Annotated in this window: 13 protein-coding genes and 3 tRNA genes; 1 reads left to right on the top strand and 15 read right to left on the bottom strand. The window is 47.2% G+C overall.

Annotation, left to right across the window (positions count from 1 at the left end):
* Positions 1–25 precede the first annotated feature (25 nt).
* The 5 genes from BN6539_RS15110 to BN6539_RS15090 all read right to left on the bottom strand — a co-directional run bounded on the left by BN6539_RS15110 (position 26) and on the right by BN6539_RS15090 (position 6,093).
* The gene (locus BN6539_RS15110; protein ID WP_067540375.1) at positions 26–1,201 is read right to left on the bottom strand and encodes a hypothetical protein; all 1,176 of its coding nucleotides are present in this window, start codon (positions 1,199–1,201) and stop codon (positions 26–28) included.
* Positions 1,202–1,213: 12 nt separating this feature from the next.
* Positions 1,214–2,698 (bottom strand): beta-Ala-His dipeptidase, encoded by a 1,485-nt coding sequence (gene pepD / locus BN6539_RS15105; protein ID WP_067540372.1) that lies wholly within the window; start codon positions 2,696–2,698, stop codon positions 1,214–1,216.
* Positions 2,699–2,711: 13 nt separating this feature from the next.
* Positions 2,712–3,017: an AtuA-related protein gene (locus BN6539_RS15100; RefSeq protein WP_067540369.1), complete on the bottom strand. Its 306-nt coding sequence runs from the start codon at positions 3,015–3,017 to the stop codon at positions 2,712–2,714.
* Positions 3,014–4,360, bottom strand: a complete 1,347-nt coding sequence (locus tag BN6539_RS15095) for an acyclic terpene utilization AtuA family protein (RefSeq protein ID WP_067540366.1) — start codon at positions 4,358–4,360, stop codon at positions 3,014–3,016. The genes BN6539_RS15100 and BN6539_RS15095 overlap by 4 nt, the downstream gene beginning before the upstream one ends.
* A 296-nt stretch (positions 4,361–4,656) precedes the next feature.
* Positions 4,657–6,093 (bottom strand): sigma-54 interaction domain-containing protein, encoded by a 1,437-nt coding sequence (locus BN6539_RS15090; protein ID WP_067540364.1) that lies wholly within the window; start codon positions 6,091–6,093, stop codon positions 4,657–4,659.
* A gap of 240 nt (positions 6,094–6,333) precedes the next feature.
* Between BN6539_RS15090 and BN6539_RS15085 the strand changes: the two genes are divergently transcribed.
* Positions 6,334–6,732 carry a hypothetical protein gene (locus BN6539_RS15085; RefSeq protein WP_067540361.1) on the top strand — a complete coding sequence of 133 codons (399 nt, stop codon included), beginning with the start codon at positions 6,334–6,336 and terminating at the stop codon, positions 6,730–6,732.
* A gap of 221 nt (positions 6,733–6,953) precedes the next feature.
* Here the strand turns inward: BN6539_RS15085 and BN6539_RS15080 are convergent, their stop codons facing one another.
* The 10 genes from BN6539_RS15080 to BN6539_RS15030 form a co-directional block, all read right to left on the bottom strand.
* Positions 6,954–7,565, bottom strand: a complete 612-nt coding sequence (locus BN6539_RS15080; RefSeq protein ID WP_242869422.1) for a hypothetical protein — start codon at positions 7,563–7,565, stop codon at positions 6,954–6,956.
* 424 nt (positions 7,566–7,989) lie between these two features.
* A tRNA-Met gene (locus BN6539_RS15075) sits at positions 7,990–8,065 on the bottom strand.
* 19 nt (positions 8,066–8,084) lie between these two features.
* Positions 8,085–8,173 (bottom strand) — tRNA-Leu (locus BN6539_RS15070).
* Between the two features lie 21 nt (positions 8,174–8,194).
* Positions 8,195–8,269 (bottom strand) — tRNA-Asn (locus BN6539_RS15065).
* A 461-nt stretch (positions 8,270–8,730) separates the two neighbouring features.
* Positions 8,731–9,741, bottom strand: a complete 1,011-nt coding sequence (locus tag BN6539_RS15060; protein WP_067540358.1) for a tetratricopeptide repeat protein — start codon at positions 9,739–9,741, stop codon at positions 8,731–8,733.
* The gene (locus tag BN6539_RS15055) at positions 9,738–11,234 is read right to left on the bottom strand and encodes a B12-binding domain-containing radical SAM protein (RefSeq protein ID WP_067540355.1); all 1,497 of its coding nucleotides are present in this window, start codon (positions 11,232–11,234) and stop codon (positions 9,738–9,740) included. Before BN6539_RS15055 ends, BN6539_RS15060 begins: the two co-directional genes overlap by 4 nt.
* A 2-nt stretch (positions 11,235–11,236) precedes the next feature.
* Positions 11,237–12,109, bottom strand: coding sequence for a radical SAM protein (locus BN6539_RS15050; protein WP_067540352.1), 873 nt, complete (start codon positions 12,107–12,109; stop codon positions 11,237–11,239).
* Positions 12,110–13,079: 970 nt separating this feature from the next.
* Positions 13,080–14,804, bottom strand: coding sequence for an arginine--tRNA ligase (gene argS / locus BN6539_RS15040; protein WP_067540346.1), 1,725 nt, complete (start codon positions 14,802–14,804; stop codon positions 13,080–13,082).
* Positions 14,791–15,237 carry a DUF523 domain-containing protein gene (locus BN6539_RS15035; RefSeq protein ID WP_067540343.1) on the bottom strand — a complete coding sequence of 149 codons (447 nt, stop codon included), beginning with the start codon at positions 15,235–15,237 and terminating at the stop codon, positions 14,791–14,793. Before BN6539_RS15035 ends, argS begins: the two co-directional genes overlap by 14 nt.
* A gap of 4 nt (positions 15,238–15,241) precedes the next feature.
* Entirely contained in the window at positions 15,242–17,620 is a 2,379-nt protein-coding gene (locus BN6539_RS15030; RefSeq protein ID WP_067540340.1) for an endonuclease MutS2, read from the bottom strand.
* Between the last annotated feature and the right edge of the window lie 7 nt (positions 17,621–17,627).

Here is a 17,627-nt window from a genome sequence, read left to right as displayed (position 1 = left end):
TCACATCCGAGTATCTCAGTTCGAACTATTTAAGCAGTGGAACGATGATTCCTGCCAAAATAACGGAGCCAATGGTTACAGTGACAAATCCGGCTACCGTCATCTTCGGCAGAATATAGTTACGCAGCGCTTTCATTTCTTCTTCATTTCTGCCCATACTTTCTGCAATTTCATTGGACATGAGTACTGTCGTTGGAAATCCAAAGGTACAGGTAATACCAAGAGCAATACATACCCACGGACTTTCTTTCAACACTTTTCCACTGATAAAACCAGCAACAATTACGCCCAAAGTACCAATGACCATGACGATGACGACCGGAAGCAGGTTGTTTACCAGAGATTTAGGAGTCACATTGGCCAGTGAAGCAAATACAGTCATAATTGTAGCAAACATGATCAGGAAATTAGAATCTGTCTTAGCCAATGAGTTCTTCTTTAGGAAACCTAGTTCTGTGAAGACCACTCCCAGAACTAATGCAATTACCAGGTTGTGGATTGCACCATTGGTCAACTCCGATAAGAAATTGGCAAGGCTGGCAATGAGGGCTAGTTTCACCAAGTTGTACACGGGCTTGTCTGACTTGCTGAAATAGGCTAAAGGTCTTTTTTTCTCTATATGATTGCCCTTCTCTTCCAGAAGGTTGGCATAATAGCTAATTTTTTCCGTCTTGCCAAGAAATGATTTTGCTTCTCTCTGCAGGCAAAATGATGCCAGTGGCACACCAAAGAATTTTTGAGTTGCGTATATAGTTATTACGATAACACCTATTGTTTCAAGAAGACCGAGATCCGTAAGCGCCTGGTTCACGACCAGCAGGGATACGGCAGCACCTGCAAAGACCGGGGCAGATGCCACCGCCTCATTCCATCCGATCAGTTGATTTCCGATGAGAATAACACCGACTACGCCGACAGTGACTCCAAAGGCGCTGGCGATTACAGTTTTCCACTGTCTTTTCAGTTCATCAAAGCTGATGGTCGTACCGATACCCACTACCAAAGGACCTACAAGGGCTCCTCCAATGGTGGAAATCCCCGAAATTACGGCGATATCTTTTGGAAGTCCGACCCAGAAGGAAACCAACATAACAACGCAGATTACGAATACGGATGATAGCAAACCTTTGGTTTTCATTGCAATACAGTCACCAAATGCATAGAATGCTAATAAAATTGTTAATGCATAAATTGCAGTCATTTTGTTTCCTCCTTAATCTGATGCTTCCAGCACTGCTCTCAGCAGACGATATACTTTTTCTACAGAAGAGATTTTCAGACGTTCACTCGTCGTATGAACGTCAAGCTGGTCACATCCAATATTAATGATGTCCAGGGTTTTTCCCTTCTTTTTCATCTTGTCAATAAAGACTGTGGCTTCAACGGATGCATGAATCATTTTGATTACCGGCGCTTTTCCGTTCAAGTTATGGTACAATTCACGTGCAATACGAAGCAGGGACGAATTTGGGTTGTATTCCCAAGGTACCGACCTGCCTTGTAAAAATACCTGGGCATTGGTAATTGCGGCAATATCTCTGCACTTTCGCAGCAGCACATCATGTTGATATTCATTGTTGCTGCGGATGCTCAACTCCACTTCCAATCGCCCGTCTATCTCGATCAAGCTGCCGATATTGAGAGAACTTTCCGCCAGTGAAAAATCATCGTCTATCATGGTGTTTGCGCCATACGGCAAAAACTCTAACAAAGTCAACAGATTGTTTTTCGCCTTCTTGTTGATGATTTCTATCTCCTGATTGAAAGAAACTTTATCAAGAGAAATTTTCATCTCCGGTTCCGTCCGTCTATAGGCCTTTTTTACATTAGTCCCAAGCTGGTTAAACACTTCTTCTAACTTTTCTGCTTCTGACGTATCACAGCAGATTACGGCGTCTGCTGTCTTACTAATCACATTTTCAAGACCATTGCTGATGAAGGAGATCAAGTCATATTGGACGGTTTCAGCCAATTCTAGCAATATTGCGCCCATCAGTTTAATGGCATTTACTCTGCCAAGATGAATCATATTCCCGCTGTGACCGCTGGCCAGGCCTTCCACTTTCATTTTATATACCGTCTTTGATGCAGTAGTTTCTAATCTTTCTCTCCCTGTAGGCAGTTTGATTTTGCTGCTGCTAAAACCTGCACAGGATACCATGATAACATTAGAATCAGAACAATCCAGTCCGATCAACTGTTCTCCATCGATGAGTTTTTCGTCCATTGCTGATGCCCCTACAAAGCGTATTTCTTCCCCCGCCGTGAAGAGCATCTGCAGCGGCGGATGATTTAAATCCTTTGCGCTCATTATTGCCAGCATCATAGCTACTCCCGTACCGTCATCGGCACCAAGGGTGGTATTTCTCGCTTTGACATATTCTCCGTCCACATAGATGTCCAGCGGATCACTCGAAAAGTTATGACTGCTCGTTTCATCCTTGGCGCAAACCATGTCTATATGGGCCTGTATGATGGTTTTTTTCTTATTTTCATAGCCTTCTGTTGCGGGAATATTTACCACCACATTATAGAAGTCATCTTGCACTGCATTCAGGTTACTTTTTCTTGCTAAGTTAACAATATAATCACTGATCCCTTTTTCATTTCTACTGCCATGGGGAATCTTTGTAATTTCTTCAAAATAGTAGAAGACTTCTTCTGGTTTCAGACCTGCTAATATTCTCTCTTTGTTCATAAACACCTCTTTTCTATGGCTGGATTTCTATATCTAATAAGTGAGAGCTTAAGCTCTTTCCGTGGGGGTCCAGGGATAGGGATCTAGTCACACCGCCGCCTAACGCCCCGTAGATGACAAAATTCATGGCGGCCAGCTGTGGCAGCTGGTAACGAACCACCTCTCCCTGTATCATATCACCAAACCACTCTCTGACACGTTCTGGCGTCACTTTTTCAACCAGCAAAGGATAATCTGCCTCTTCATAGGCAATCAGAGAGATGTTAGAAATATTTCCTTTATCTCCTGTTCTACTGTGGGCGATTTCTCTCAGTTTCATTTCTTCACCTCCAAATAGGTTACCTTTGGATGCACATCGTTCCGATCGATGAGCATGGACGCGATAGAGGTAATCTCCCGCACGCTTTGCCGTGCGCCTCCGCCGCCAGCCGGTCCATTGGTATAGAGTGATTCTACCTCTCTGCCTACTGCACGGGCAACCTGGAGGTCCTTTGCTCTGCCCGCAATGCGCAGCCGCACCTCTTCCGGTACGATGTAGTCCTGTTTGTGGTTCCAATAGGTAGAATCCACACCGATATAGTCAATCTTCAGCTCCTCCAGCAGTACGCCCGTCAGCAAAAATCGTTTCTTTACGATTTCTGCTGCCAGTTTCGCCCGCACATAAGCACCTGCACCGCCGTAGCTAATCTCTCCCTCTCCGATAAAGCAGTCTTTGTAACCGATAGATACTTTTAACGTGTCCGTCTTGGGATGACCGCCTGCGCCCTCTACGCGGACACAGTTCTTACCCACTTCGGTGAACTGCACCTGGGAGAAGTCGGCAGTAACGTCCGGCGTAAAATACTTTGTCGGATCGTGGATCTCGTAAATCATCTGTTCGATGCAGGTGTGACGGGTGATGCAGCCGCCAGAGCCCTCTGCCTTGGTGAGCAGAAAGTCCCCATTCTCCGAGACTTCAGCCAAGGGGAACCCCAAACGCGCCAGGTCCGGCACCTCCTTTCTGCCGGGGTCGGCAAAATAGCCGCCGGCCACCTGGCCGCCGCACTCCAGTAGATGGCCTACCAGAGTGCCTTTGCCCAGCTTTACCCAATCGTCATCCTGCCAATCGAATTCATAAATCAGCGGAGCTAGAAACAGCGCCGGGTCAGAAACTCTGCCAGTGATAATCACATCGGCGCCATTTCGCAGAGCCTCCACAATGGGCTGTGCGCCCATATATACGTTGGCCGACAAAATTTCACCTGCAAACTCGCTCAGAGGCCTGCCGTTTTCCCAGATATCTCTGTCCTGATACTGCTGCAGTTTGTCAAGCACATCATCGCCGGTCACAGCGGCGATCTTTAAGCCCGTCAAACCGTGGCGGCAGGCAATTTCCGCTGCTTTTTCCGCCGCACTTTCAGGGTTGGCTGCTCCCATATTGGTAATTACTTTCACTTTTTTCTGCTGTGCCAAAGGCAAAACCTTTTCCAACCGGTATGTAAGCAGCGGATTATATCCTCGTTCCGGATGTTCGGCCCGTTCCTGCTGTGCCAGAGCAATGGTCCGTTCTGCCAGACATTCAAAACCGATGTAGTCCAGGTTTCCTTTTTCTATCAGCTCTAGTGCCGGTTCCAGGCGGTCGCCCGCATAACCTGCCCCGCTGCCTATTCGAATACATCTCATAGTCAACCTCCTTTCTGATGCTCCGGAAATAGTTTAACCATTTTAAATAACCGGATTTTTTGCATCTCACGTCTATAATTAAGCAAATGCCATGCCAAGATATACATCATCATTCATCTAAACCTCTTAACATTGATATTAGAAGGTTTCTCTGCTGCTGCCTGCAGAGTAGCGGGCAGTTGACACAGATATAGCATTCTAATATTTTAGAATTACGATGCTGCTATCCGTTGAAATACGTGAAAATAGAAAGATTCTAAGATCTTAGAATCTTTCTAAAATCTTAGAATCCTCTATTACGTTTCTTTCAGCTTGTTATATAGGCTGGCCAAGGAGATGCCTAAAGCCTTTGCAGCTCTTTTCTTGCCGTCCAAATCGCTGCCATATATTTCCAACGTCCGCCTAATCTCCTGCCTTTCAAAGCGACGGACTCGCTTCATCAAGCTTTCTTCTTTTATCTCTGAAGCGTCGTCCCTGCTGCAAGCCTCATCGCCTATCATCCCTTCTCTGATTGCACCTTTCCCTTCGGCAGGTCTCCCCTGCCCAGCATGAGAGGAGCGGGTCATCTCGCCAGGCAGCATGGAAGGAGTAATGATGCCGTTTTCAGAAAGATAAGCGCCGAACTCCAGAATATTGCGCAGCTCTCTGACGTTACCGGGCCAACTATGGTTCTGCATACAAACCATGGCATCCTCAGAGAGCGAAATCGGTCGTTTTAGCTTCTCCGAAAACTCTCGCAGAAAAAAGTCAGCCAGGTGGGGGATATCTTCTTTACGCTCTCGCAGAGGCGGTATATGGATGGTAAAAGTGTTGAGGCGGTAGTACAAATCCTTGCGGAATCTGCCCTTTGCCACATATTCCTGCAGATCAGCGTTACAAGCACAGATAACCCGCACATCGACGGGAATCTCAGCCAGGCCGCCCACTGGACGGATGCAGTGCTCCTGCAGGGCGCGGAGCAGCTTTGCCTGAAACTCCAAGTCGATTTCCGATATCTCGTCCAAGAAGAGGGTACCGCCTCTGGCTGCCTCAAAGACTCCCATTTTCCCCTTCTTCTCCGCACCGGTAAAGGCGCCACCTACGTAGCCGAAAAGCTCGCTTTCCAGCAGGGCGGAGCTGAGGGAGGCGCAGTTGATAGCCAGAAAAGTCTCTCCCCGCCGACTGCTGGCGTTGTGAATGGCTTTGGCGTAAACCTCTTTGCCCGTACCACTTTCGGACTCCAGCAGTACAGTAGCGTCAGTAGCCGCAATGCGCTGAGCCAGTTCCTTCGCCGCTACTGACGGCGAGCTTACCGCCACAACAGAGTCAAAACCGTCGGTCTGTCCTTGCACTTCGTTGATTCTGTCCATGACGCTCTGCAGATACTCTTCGTGTTTCTCCAGGGCTTTTTTCACATCGTAGGCGTCGTCGAGAAAAATCACGACAGAGATGCCGCCCTTAATCTGTCCGTCTTCCACAATGGGATACATATTGACAAAGTAGACCGGATTGCCGCTGGCGCTGTCCTCTGAGCGAGCCATGTGAACCAACTTCTGTCCGCTCTGCACCACTTCCGGCAGCCTGGCGCTGGGCCGGATACTGCCTAATTCTCTGCCCATGACTTCTTGCTCTGACTCACCGATAAAATCCAAGTAAACTTGATTGGCAAAGACTACCCTACAAGCCTGATCGATAATCATGATACCTTCGTTCATGGCGTTAAAAATTGCCCTGGTGGTCTTGGTTAATTCCATCTGTTTATTCCTCTTTCTATATGCAGCATTATCGAATTCTCATTACTTACAGTATATGTGAACAGGGAAAGGTACGCAAGGAAAAAGGAATGACTTACGATTTTCTATTCTATCTTATGGCAGTTTTGTAATAATATAAAAAAGAGTAGAAAAACATCACTTTGGATTCTTTTTGTGGTACAATAATGTAAAATAAATAGTGGTGTCAGAGAAAGTGAAAATCAACGAGGAGGGAGTATTATGAAAAAAAGAAAAGTACTGGTTTTAGTCCTGTCAATATTGTTATGTATCGGACTCGCTGCCTGTGGAGGCGGAGACTCGGATAAAGCAGATGTTCCAAAAATCGATAAAACGATTGACGCCGTAGCCGCAGAACTGGAACTCACCAACAAAGAAGAAAAAGCTTTTGATATGATCGGCGCTGCAGATGGGGCCGCATTTGATGGTGGTATTGAGCTCTATTTGTACGAAGATCAAAACTCCGATGCATATAAAGATGTCACTGGCGACGGATATGATTTGGGAATCACCGTGGTAAAAGCGGCCGCCCATAACGACGGCATGATTATGGTTTACACTGGAGAAGGTGAACCAGACAAAGAAATCGTCGATCAGTTCAATGCTTTAGCTTTCAAATAATTACAAGCGCGTAAATAAAGTGGTTAATTTCTTCATAATGGAAGAGATTAACCACTTTTTCTGTTTAGATTCGTTAAATAGCAAATTCAGGTTGTCAGATAAATTTTTAGTCTGACAATGAAAGGATTCGCTCCTACGCCTTTAGATAGAACTGCACAGCCATAGAAGCATTTTTTCGACAGATTGGGTGGACTGACATAAGGGGCCGCTCACCCCAGGCTCTAGGTGTAAAATAAATCTATACTGCACGAGGATATAAAGGTGATATTGTTTTCAGCTTCATTAGCAAGTACGATCATACCGTATTCATTTTTCACAACTGTTCCCATTGATGGAGTTTGCGTGTTTGTGATGATACTAACATTAGGTCTTCCGACAGGCAAAAGAGATCGAATGGTTGCTTCGCAATCAGTGCAACAGTCTGTCAGAGCAGGAACCGGCTCCTGCAAATAAACAATTGCATCATTATACGTCGCATTGTTAATCAAAATCGAGTCGATACTGCAGATGGACAAATATTGGGACAAATTTTGAGAATTTGTCACTTCAAATACTCCGGCACGCCCGTTTGGTCCCGTTATCAAAGAGGCGGGACGGCCAACAACCGCATCGCCACTACTCAAAGTGACCAATATATCATAATCTTTATATAGTGTGATGATTTGTTGGATTATATTTCTCAGCTGCTCCTTACAATCACAGCAGGCGGAACTTGTGTCACCAGTCGGCCCAGTAGGGCCTTGGCAGCAGGCACTGCAGCCACGACCGCCGCAAAACTTACAACTGCGATTGATGGAACCATCGCAATCGTTATTAGCATTGTAAATAATCATGTTAACACTTTCCCTTTCCATGGATTTGATGTGGAATGATGGACCTACAAAATAATTAGATAAATGTGGTCCCAAGTCATCTTATGCTGCAGACAAGTAAATTGTTCTGCTATCAATCATTACTTGAAAGGGGTAATTGATGATGTAATATTCGGCCTCGGCTCCATAGGGGACTATGCATTTTTCCTTGGTTCAAGTCCAAGCTTTTTCTTCGTAAAACACAAAGGTCTGCGTACTTTCGAACTTGCACGATTTCTTCGAAGTCGCCGCGCTGCGCCTCCCCTTTCGGTCGGCTGGCACCGTGGCCTGCTCACCAGTCCATCGGACTGCTTCGCTTCACGGCCACGCCTATCGGTTCAAGTCCTCATCTCACAAATCCAACGCACGAAAAAAGCCGTTCTGACGAACGGCTTTTTCTTGCGTTTGGTTGCGGGGACAGGACTTGAACCTGCGACCTCCGGGTTATGAGCCCGACGAGCTACCAGCTGCTCTACCCCGCGATATCGTATGAAATTATAATGGTGCCGGAAACCGGGGTCGAACCGGTACGATCGGTAAGGATCGCAGGATTTTAAGTCCTGTGCGTCTGCCAATTCCGCCATTCCGGCGCACCAACATTAGAAAAAAATTGGCTCCGAGGGTGGGGCTCGAACCCACAGCCTACCGGTTAACAGCCGGTTGCTCCACCATTGAGCTACCTCGGAACACTCATGCCGCCATTTCTGACGGCATGAATAATTATATAATACTACATAGTGAATGTCAATAGGTAATAAATGTATTTTTTAGCAGACACTTCGAGGATTCCCGCTCAATCTCATTGCAGTCAGCAGTAAAGTGCCAGAATCAATCAATTTTTTGCAAATTTAGGCAGATCTGACCAGATACTGCAGTATCATCGCAGGGCAAATAGCAAATTTATGATGTTTTTTCTCCATATCAAGGTGCTAAAGGGTTTACGTCCATATTTTCCCATGAATATTCTTCCATTGAAGGAGCAACTTTCATCTTTTCAGACACTTTTGCCACTTCTGCATCAACTTTCCCATCAAAATTCGCCTAATTTTCCCTTTTTTGCCGGATTTATGGCACTTTCACAGAAATCTGCTGTTGAAAATACTGCAGTGCCAGGAAAATCAAGCTGATAGAAATTCCAATTCAAACTTTACGACAAGCCGTTCATCCTTTCAGCTTTATCCATTTCCGCATTGTACTTGACGATTTCTATTTTCCGCGAGAATTTTTCTACCTTTTCTTGATCACCCTGTGTCTCATAAATAGCCAAAAGTTCTTCCATCGCCTCCACATTGCTGGGCGATAGATTCAGAACCTGCTTAAAACAACGTTCCGCCTCCGCAGGGTCTTCCAGCGCTTTATATGCAGCTCCTAAATAATACCATAAAGGCCACCAGGTATTGAATCTCTCATCATTTTCATAACCCTGCAAAATATTTAATCCGTCTTCGTAGCGTCCGCTGAGAACGTGATTATACCCCTCTTCTATTTTGACTGGTTCCGCCAGCTTGTCCAACCACCCTTGCACTTCTTCCTTCTGCTCCTTGTGATTCGAAAGCTTCATAAAAGTTTCCCAGGTCAGCTTCGCTTTGACGTAAAGACCCAGATTCAGATACCCATATCCCAGGAAATAATAACCCATGTCAAAGTCAGGATTTTTGATGGTCAGTTTTTCAAAGGCCTCCAGTGATTCCGCTTTGTAGCGTCCCACATATTCCTCTCCTTCGCCGACCTCATAAGAGTCTTTGCAGGCTCTGCCGTAGCAATAGAGGGCGTCTGCCGAATCGGGATCGATCAAAAGCGCCCCGCGAAAGCAGATGCAGGCGTAATCAAAATCATTTTTGGCTGCCGCCTCCACGCCCTCGTTAATCAAAGGCTTTGCAAACTCTTTGGTAAAAGTCCTGATGATATAGGCAATGTAGTTATCTCTGTATTTAAAATTCACATCACAGCCGATGATAAAAGCCATGTTCTGCGCAATGACCAGAGTGGAAAGGTTGGCCATCGAAGTCGTTCTAATTGGAACCGGCACCCCGGTAAGAACGTCCGCAATCCCGGCTTTTTCAAGATAACTGTCCGATAATTCATCGAAGACGAACTCTTCCACGTGGGGTATCAGATACTCACCAATTCTATCCTGTATTTCTTTGTTTTCCATCATATCTCCCATCCTTTTTTATGGAATTTTTTCACTGCATCAAAGTTCATCGTCCGCGAAAGATCTTCCGTCAGAAAGACTTCCGCCCCTTCGCCTAAGCCTTTGCTCTCAGCGAATTTCAACAAGATCCTGTAAAGATCCTCTTTTTTATGAGACCTGTGCTGATAGCCTTTAGAGAAGAAAAAATCTGCCAGCTGCTCATAAAAACGAAATGGATTTCCTCCTGAAGATTTTAATATATACTCCAAAGTCATCTCAAATCCGCCTTTATTGGCGTAGAGATCAAGTACTGTCTCTATCATTTTCAGCTTGACCAGTTCTGCCGCCGAAAGATCTTGGTTAGAAATCACTTCATAAGGCGCTTTTGCACGAAAAACATATCCGAATTCAGATGCCTGACGGCGAATCTTAGTGCCCTTCAGGAGCTTCAGAAAGCCCAGCTGCAGGTTATCCGCCCCCAGCTCATAGACTTTGTTGAAGGACCGGGCAAAAGATTTGTAATCTTCATGGGGAAGGCCCGCAATTAAATCCACGTGGATATGGATATTGCCCAGAATCAGCAGTTTTTCTACATTATGTAATATTGGAAAGACACTTTCTTTTCTGTCCACAGCCATCAAGGCGTCGGGATTGGCGCTCTGGATGCCGATTTCAAACTGAAACAGCCCTTTCCGAGCCGTTGATAACAGATCAAAATGCCGGTCGTCTAAAAGCTCTCCGCAGATTTCAAAGTGAAAGTTTGTCACGCCGTTATCGTTCTCAATCAGATAACGCCAGAGTTCATAGGCTCTGTCTTTATCATAATTAAACGTTCTATCGATAAATTTAACCTGCTTCACTTTCTTATATAAAAAATATCCTAAATCCCGTCTCGTTCGTTCCACCGATAGGGGCCTGATGTTTTTTTCAAGCGATGACAAGCAGTAGCTGCAATGATAAGGGCACCCTCTCGACGACTCGTAATAGACGACCTTGTCCGGCTCCATAGGAAGACTTTCATAAGGAAAGGGAATCGTGTCCATATCCAGCAGCGGTCCGTCTTCCGTCTCCAGAATCTGTCCATTTTCCCGATAGGTCAAACTGCTGACTTTGGAAAAGTCGTTCTCATCCAAAACCAGCTCTTTACAAAATTGGAAGAAGGGGTACTCCCCTTCTCCACGAATGATATAGTCCGCCCAGCTGTTCTCTTCCATGAAAGGTACTGTTTCATGGCTGACTTCTGGTCCGCCCAGCAAAATCTTTACTTCCGGACAGGCTTTCTTAATATCCGATGCCAGGTCTTTGATCTTCCCGATGTTCCAGATATAACAGGAGAAGCAGACATAGTCGTAACCGCCCCTGACGATTTCTGTATAGATGTAGTCCCTATCGTTATTGATGGTGAACTCAAAGAGTTCTATGTCCAGATCCGAACCTTCCGCCACGCTGTAGAGATATTTCAGCGCCAAATTGGAGTGCACATATTTAGAATTTAAGGTGGTCAGTAAAATCCTCATAATTATAACATCCTGAATCTTTCATCCTTTAATAAGCCGCGATCTTCCATGGCGCGCTGCAGCTTTTGCATCATCCTCTCTTTGTCAGAGGGCAGATTGCCGCGCAGAGAAACATAGTTTGAGGCGTGATTGCTTCTAAACACGCAAGTCTTTGTCGGCTCTGCATGTTTTAGCATGAGATAGGTCTCTGCAACCACTTCTTCACCAGATAGCAGCGTCAATTCGCCGCTGTCAATCTGTTTCGTAATCGGCGCGCGTGGATCCAGCATCAAAGTCAGCAGTCCCACATAAGAAGCGTTCATCTCGCTGATCATCTTTCCCGTTTCGATGGCGTGTTCTTCCCATCCTGCCTTGCCTGCAAGACCGGAGATAAAGGTAACCGACGCTTTGATGCCAGAATTTTCGATCTTGTGCACCGCTTCGATCATCTGCTCGCGGGTGACACCCTTGCAGATCGCATCCAGCACCTTCTGGCTGCCCGATTCTGCACCCAGATAAATCATGCCGATGCCGGCGCTGCGAAGTTCCGCAAGTTCCGCTGGACTCTTGCGCAGAACATCTTTTGCAGATCCATAAATACCGACTCGTTTGCACTCCGGAAACAGTTCCCTGATTTTCTCTAATATCACCATCAGCTTGTGATTAGCAAGACAGAGGGCGTCACCGTCGCATAAGAAGATCTTCTCCACCCTGCGATAGGTTTTCCTCGCTGTTTCCAGGTCCTCCAGAACCTCGCTCACTTCCCTCACTCTGAACTTTTTGTCCTTGAACATACTGCAAAAAGTGCATTTGTTGTGAGAGCAGCCAATGGTCACCTGAATTAACAGGCTGTAAGCCTCACTGGGAGGTCTGTAAATATCACCTTCATATCTCATAAATCAGAATATCCTTTCATTCTTTCACTAACCGTCAAAAATAGATGATTCCTCAAAATCCGTCTCCCGGTTCATCGAAACCAGCGCTTCCAAATTTTGAAAATCATAGCTATTTCTGACAAAGCCGCTTAGGAATGAAAGGGTATTCTCCAGCAGAAAGGAGATTTTTTTAAGTTAACTTTTTTCTCGCTTCATTCTTAAGCGGTCATATTTTACATATAAACTTTGACTTGGAATCCCTATACGATAGTTTTATGCTTTTTGGCATTTTTTTAATTATTTGACATAACAAAACCCCTCGGGGCGCGCCGATTTGGCTTCAAAATGGCAGCAACGGTTATTTTTCTTCAATTTATCCGCTCATTTCCGCCTGAAAGCTCTCTCAAAAGCAACTATCTTCCATAATATTACATATTATCCAGCCAAACTGCCTCGAAATCTCTTAAAACCAAGCCTTACTGTCCGATCAATTATGTCAAACTACACTAAATCCTTCAAAAAGCACAATTTTATCGTAAGCCATACCCCCCTCCCCTAGCAGATGAGGGCGGGCGCGAGCCATTAGCTATGCAAATGTTACGCAGATCAGCAGATATTCTGCCTTTCTGCTTAACGTTTCCAGCCTTCCGGGGAGAATCTGCGTAACACTGCCGCCCGGAGGGGCAAATGAGGCCGCCCGGAGGGCATGGCAAGCAACCCGGAGGGGCAAATGAGGCCGCCCGGAGGGTAAACCCAAGCAACCCGGAGGGGCAAACCCCGGCTGCTTTCCCGCTGCGCAGGGCAGGGGATTTCTGCGAACGATTTCTGCAGAAAACAGATGCACCCGCAAAATGCGTTTTCCAGGGTTTCTCTGGCTGAGCCGGTTGTCTGAGCCGTCAGGCGAGTTCCGGCGAAGCCATGAGAAAGCGAAAACGCATTTTATGAGTGTGCCTGTTTTCGGTGCAGAGTGAACGAAACTCCCCTGCCAGCGCTACATTCTTTCTGGCGCTTTCATGCCCAGCAGTGCCAGTCCGTTTTTGATGGCGTCCTTTGCTGCGATGACCAGAGCCACTTTTGCGACCTGCTCCTCCTCGTTATCTGTCAGGATGTGCTCATCGTGATAGAAACGGTTGAAGCCCTGTGCCATATCTACAATATGTCTGGTTACGATGGATGGTTCATATTTTTCGCCTGCGTCCACGATGACGGCAGGGAATTTGTATAACAGCTTTGCCAGTTCATAAGCGCTCTCGCTGCAGAGATATTGAAAGTCCACGCCCTCAAGTGCGGCTGCCTTTTTCACGATGGCCTCTCCCGCCTTGCGCAATACGGACGCACATCTCGCATGGGTATACTGCACATAAGGACCCGTCTCTCCGTCAAAGTTGAGCACTTTATCCCACTTGAATGTGTAGTCTTTGATTCTGTTGTTGGATAATTCCTGGAAAATGACCGCACCGATACCCACTGCTTTGGCGATCTCATCAACATCCGCTTCTGATGCGTCTGCGTTCTTCTCTTTAATGATTTCCTTCGTCTTATCTACTGCTTTGTTGAGAACATCCTCCAGGAAGACCACTCTGCCCTCTCTGGTGGACATGGTGCCGTCCTCCAGGCTGACAAGGCCGAATGGAATGTGGACGCAGTCTCTCGCCCATTCGTAGCCCAGAAGTTCTACAATCTGAATCCACTGCTGGAAGTGGAGGTTCTGCTGAGAAGCGACTACGTAGATGTTCTTATAGAAATCATAGGTTTCTTTTCTATATACGGCTGCCGCGATATCCCTTGTGATATAGAGGGTGGAGCCGTCAGATTTTGTAACCAGGGCAGCGCCCAGGCCATAAGGCTCCAAGTCGACAATCTGTGCGCCTTGGGATTCTTCCAGCAGTCCCTTGTCTGCAAGTTCCTTCACGAATCTAGGCATCTTGTCGGAGTAAAAGCTCTCACCGGCGTAGGAGTCAAAGGAGATGCCCAGCATGTCATATACTCTGGTAAATTCCTTCAGAGATTCGTCTCTGAACCACTGCCAGAGTTCCACCTCTTCCTTTTCACCGTGCTCCAGTTTGGTAAAGATCTCTCTCGCTTCATCGTCCAGCTCCGGATGGGTTTCTACTTCCACGTGGAACTTGGTGTAATAGCTGAGCAGGGTTTTGATCGGTTCCTTAATGACGTCTTCCTTGTTGCCCCAATGTCTGTAGGCGCAGATCATCTTGCCGAACTGGGTGCCGTAATCACCTAGATGGTTGATTCTGACCACATCGTACCCAAGCGCGTCATAAATTTTGTAGATGGAGTTTCCGATGACCGTGCTTCTGATGTGGCCGATGTGGAACGGTTTTGCGATGTTCGGAGAAGAATACTCGACGATGACCTTCTTGCCTGCGCCGATATCTGTCCTGCCAAAATCATCACCCTTTGCCAGAACCTCTTCCAGGGTATCCTTGACGAACTCCTCCTTGGAAATGAACATGTTGACATAAGCGTTGACCTGTTCCACCTTTTCGAACAAAGGCGCGTCCGCGATGCCCTCTGCGATGCCCTTGGCGATGAGAGGCGGCGCCTTGCGCAGCACCTTGGCCAGCTTGAAGCATGGGAACGCATAGTCTCCCATCTTTGTATCCTGCGGCACTTCAATCATGTCCTGAATCTCCGAAAGCTCGAGGCCTTCTACCTTCTCCGCAATCAATTTTGCGATTTCATCTTTAAAATTTACCATTGTTTATCTCCTTCTCTGAAATTACTTTGATTCCCCGCTCTTTGAGCTTTGCCGCAAAACAGCCGTCTCCCTGGACCAGTCTGCCGGAAAAAGTTCCGTCATAGATCTTGTCGCTGCCGCAGGAGGGGCTGTTGGCTTTGAGCACAGCGCCTTCGATTGTTTCGCCGCGCCGCCGGGCCTCATCAAAAGCCCGCTCTAAAGAAAGGGCTGCCCCTCGCTCGAAGGCTTCGGTCACGTCCGTGCCTTCCCTGTCCAGAATCCGCCTCCCCACATACTCGGCTGGCGGTCTGGGTGTGGGCAGTCCGCTGCTTCCTTCCGGGCAGACAGAAACGCAGGAGTGATTCTCATAAAAGTCACAGACTTCTTTGTTATAATTATTGCCTCCGTTATACTTGCAGTTGTGCCCCAAAAGGCATCCGCTGATCAAATACATATGATTACTCCGTTTTCATTTTCACGATGGTGACGCCGTCACCGCCTTCATTATAATTGCCTTTTCTAAATGATGCAACGTGCTTATGTCTCTTGCACATGTCTCTGATACCGGACTTGAGGATGCCTTCTCCCCGTCCGTGTATGACCGTGACCTCCTTGAGTCCCGCTACGTAAGCGTCGTCCAGATATTTATCGACATCCATCACCGCATCATCTAGGCTTTCACCCTGTACGTTGATGGAAATAGAAACGTTTTGCGCCTTTACTTTATAAAGCTGGCCGTATTTTGATGATTTCGAAGACTTCTTCTTGCCAGTGCCGTCGTTGATCAGCATCAAATCGTCCAGGCTCAGGTTGGCCTTCATGATGCCCACCTTGACCAAAAGGTTCCCCTTGTCGTCGGGCAGGGAAAGAATCTCTCCGTTCTGATCCAGAGACAAAACCTTGACTCGATCGCCCACCTTGATCTCCGATGCCTGCACCGGATTGTTGTTGACCTGTCTGATCAGTCTTTCGGCGTATTTTCCTTCTGTCTCTTTCAGCTTCCGTCTGCTCTTGTCAAAGCGCTTGTTCCGCTCGCCCATGCTTTCCAGCTTGGAGAGTTCCTTCAGTTCCTTCTGTACTTCACTGGCCGTCTCTCTGGCGTCTCTGAGGATCTCCCGCGCCTCTTCTCTGGCATCGGCGATCATCTTTTCTTTTTTCTTTGCAAGATCCGCCATCTGTTTCTCGATCTCTTCCTGCTTTTTCTTCATGGCAAGGTTAATCATGATGGCCTCATCCCGCTCTTCCTCCGCCTTTTTCTTGTCGGCTTCGATGGCGCTGATCACGTCCTCAAACTCGATATCGCCCCGCTCGATGAGCTGTCCTGCCCTGTCGATCAAAGTCTCTGACAGTCCCAGCTTCTTGGATATCTCGAAAGCGTTGGACTTGCCTGGAATGCCGATGGTAAGCCGATAAGTCGGGCTCAGTGTCTCCACGTTAAATTCCATAGAGGCGTTTTCAACGCCGTCTGTGGACAAGGCGTATTTCTTTATTTCGTTGTAGTGGGTGGTTGCCGCCGTCATGGCGCCTCTCTTGTAGAGGTTCTCCAATATGGCGATGGCGAGAGCCGCGCCCTCCGTCGGATCCGTGCCCGCCCCCAACTCGTCAAGGAGTACCAGTGAATCGGCATCAGCTTCCTCTGCGATTCTGACGATGTTCTTCATGTGAGAGGAGAAGGTTGACAGGCTCTGCTCGATACTCTGCTCGTCTCCGATGTCAGCAAAGACATCATCAAAGATGGGGATCTGGCTCTGGCTGGATGCCGGAATGTGCAGGCCGCTCTGCGCCATGAGGGCCAGAAGCCCGATGGTCTTGAGGGTTACCGTCTTACCGCCCGTATTAGGTCCAGTGACTACAAGGGTTCGGTAATCTTTGCCGATGGAGACGTTGATGGGCACCACTTTCTTTTCGTCGATCAAAGGGTGCCGCCCCTCTCTGATGAGGAGATAGCCGTCTTCATTGATATGGGGCTCTTCTGCTTTCATACGACAGGAAAATTTCCCTTTCGCCATGATAAAATCCAGCTGAATGAGAATCTCCTGGTTGTTCTTGATGTCGTGGAAATGCTCCGCCACGCTGGCAGAAAGCTCTGCCAGAATCCGCGCGATTTCCGCTTCTTCGGCCATCTCCAGTTCTCTCAGTTCGTTGTTCAAGTTTACGATGACCTGGGGTTCCACAAAGAGGGTCGCCCCGGCCTTGGACTGGTCGTGGACGATGCCCGGAAACCTGGCCCGATGCTCCTGCTTGACAGGTATGACATATCTGCCGTCCCGCATAGTCACGATGGAATCCTGCAGATAAGTCCGATTATCAGATGAATTCAGGATGTGATTCAATTTGTTTTTGATAGCCTCGTTCTGTCTGCCGATGCTGCGTCTGATACTTCGCAGTTCTGATGAGGCATTGTCGCTCATCTCATCCTCAGAGAGAATACATCTGTCGATATTCTCCGCCAGACGGGGCATGGTCACGATCAATTCTGTCATGGAATTGATCAGGGGCAGCGGGGGCAGGTCACTTTTCATAAAGCTGACGATCCGCTCGCAGATGCGCAAATTGTAATGAACCTGCAGCAGCTGCTTCATGGACAATGTGCCGCCTTTCCTTGCTAATCCAAGGCTCTGGCCGATATCATAGATACCGCCCGTAGGCAGAGGCCCCTTACGCACAATAAGGTCAACCGCTTCCGTGGTTGACCTTAGTTCTTCTGAAATTACATGCACGTCGGTATAAGGCACCAGTTCGGAAATAATCTTACGTGACATTTCCGAACCTGCCTCCTCTTTCAGAAGCTCAATAATTTTTTTATACTCTAACACATCTAGTGCTTTTTTATTCATGATGATT

This window comes from Emergencia timonensis, assembly GCF_900086585.1.
GTDB lineage: Bacteria > Bacillota > Clostridia > Peptostreptococcales > Anaerovoracaceae > Senimuribacter > Senimuribacter timonensis.
Note: the sequence above shows the minus strand (reverse complement) of the source record. Positions and strands in the feature narration are given on the sequence as shown.

Bases quoted from the DNA above. Each gene is read 5' to 3' on its own strand.
- BN6539_RS15085 (WP_067540361.1), top strand. From the start codon at position 6,334: ATGAAAAAAAGAAAAGTACTGGTTTTAGTCCTGTCAATATTGTTATGT.
- BN6539_RS15100 (WP_067540369.1), bottom strand. From the start codon at position 3,017: ATGAAACTGAGAGAAATCGCCCACAGTAGAACAGGAGATAAAGGAAAT.
- BN6539_RS15035 (WP_067540343.1), bottom strand. From the start codon at position 15,237: ATGTATTTGATCAGCGGATGCCTTTTGGGGCACAACTGCAAGTATAAC.
- argS (WP_067540346.1), bottom strand. From the start codon at position 14,804: ATGGTAAATTTTAAAGATGAAATCGCAAAATTGATTGCGGAGAAGGTA.
- BN6539_RS15110 (WP_067540375.1), bottom strand. From the start codon at position 1,201: ATGACTGCAATTTATGCATTAACAATTTTATTAGCATTCTATGCATTT.
- BN6539_RS15055 (WP_067540355.1), bottom strand. From the start codon at position 11,234: ATGAGGATTTTACTGACCACCTTAAATTCTAAATATGTGCACTCCAAT.
- BN6539_RS15095 (WP_067540366.1), bottom strand. From the start codon at position 4,360: ATGAGATGTATTCGAATAGGCAGCGGGGCAGGTTATGCGGGCGACCGC.
- BN6539_RS15050 (WP_067540352.1), bottom strand. From the start codon at position 12,109: ATGAGATATGAAGGTGATATTTACAGACCTCCCAGTGAGGCTTACAGC.
- pepD (WP_067540372.1), bottom strand. From the start codon at position 2,698: ATGAACAAAGAGAGAATATTAGCAGGTCTGAAACCAGAAGAAGTCTTC.
- BN6539_RS15060 (WP_067540358.1), bottom strand. From the start codon at position 9,741: ATGATGGAAAACAAAGAAATACAGGATAGAATTGGTGAGTATCTGATA.
- BN6539_RS15090 (WP_067540364.1), bottom strand. From the start codon at position 6,093: ATGGAATTAACCAAGACCACCAGGGCAATTTTTAACGCCATGAACGAA.
- BN6539_RS15080 (WP_242869422.1), bottom strand. From the start codon at position 7,565: ATGATTATTTACAATGCTAATAACGATTGCGATGGTTCCATCAATCGC.
- BN6539_RS15030 (WP_067540340.1), bottom strand. From the start codon at position 17,620: ATGAATAAAAAAGCACTAGATGTGTTAGAGTATAAAAAAATTATTGAG.